General features: G+C 45.3%; 1 protein-coding gene. It reads left to right on the forward strand.

Going from position 1 to position 1,328, the window contains the following annotated elements; genetic code table 11:
- The coding region (locus J07HQW2_RS10425) for a helix-turn-helix domain-containing protein (RefSeq protein WP_021055464.1) at positions 1-1,328 on the forward strand (1,328 nt) is incomplete at both ends.

A 1,328-nucleotide genomic window follows, 5' to 3' on the forward strand; every position in this document is an offset into this window, starting at 1 on the left:
TTTTTCGATATGCGACGGAGATAATCAGGAGTCGGAGACTCATTCATCAGATGAGAAATTATACAAGAAAGAGGGGTGGCTTCGTAAACAGTACTGCGAAAGCGAACTCACTCAGAAAGAGATTGCCGAATTAACTGGTGTCTCTAAGTCTACAATATCGAACTGGATGCAGGAGCATGAAATAAAGAGCCGATCATCCGCAGAATCACGAACCGACGGTGATCTTGAGAAATTGAATAATGAAGAATGGCTCCGAGAACAGTACTGCGAACGAGAAAAGACATTAACCGAGATTGCTGATGAACTTAATCTGGCTCACAAAACTGTCTCAACTTCGATACAGGAACATGGGATTGAGATCCGGTCAGCCGCAGAATCACGAACTGATGGAGATCGTGAGAAGCTGAAAGATGAAGCGTGGCTCCGAGAACAGTACTGTAACCGAGAGAAGTCGGCATATGATATTGCTGACGAACTCAATTTGGTTCAGGGAACCGTGAGAAACTGGATGGAAAAGCATGGCATTGAGATTCGGTCAGCCGCAGAATCACGAACTGATGGAAATCTTGAGCCGTTGAAAAATGAAGAATGGCTCCGAGAACAGTACTGTCAAAAAAGGAAGACAACATACGAGATTGCCGACGAAGTTGGAGTGGTCAGTGCAACTGTCAGAAATTGGATGGAGAGACATGGCATTGAGCGTCGGTCAAACGCAAAGTCACGTACTGATGGAGATCTTGCGAAATTAAACAGTGAAGAGTGGCTCCGAGAACAGTACTGTGACCGAGAGAAGACATTAGCCGAGATTGCTGACGAAGTTAATCTGAGTACCAAGAGTATCGTAAGAGGAATGCAGGAACACGGAATAGGGAGACGGTCATTATCAGAATCACATACTGACGGAGATCTTGAGAAATTGAACAATGAAGAATGGCTCCGAGAGCAATATCATGAGCGGGAAAAGACGACACACGAGATTGCCGACGAAGCTGAATTAAGTCAGGCAACTGTCACAAAGTGGATGCGAAAGCACGGAATTGAACGTCGATCGGCGGGCAGCCAGACTGACGGAAATCTTGAGTCATTGAAAGAAGAAGAGTGGCTCCGAGAACAGTACTGTCAAAAAAGGAAGACAATATACGAGATTGCTGATGAACTTAATCTAAGCAGGGGACCTGTTACAAGATGGATGGAAGTTCACGGAATTGAGATTCGGTCACCCGCAGAGGCACAAACTGACGGAAATCTTGAGCCATTAAAAAGAGAAGAGTGGCTTCGGGAACAGTACTGTGAGCAAAGAAACTCAACATACGAGATTGCCAACGAAC

Origin of the sequence: Haloquadratum walsbyi J07HQW2, assembly GCF_000415985.1 — an archaeon.
Lineage (GTDB): Archaea > Halobacteriota > Halobacteria > Halobacteriales > Haloferacaceae > Haloquadratum > Haloquadratum walsbyi_B.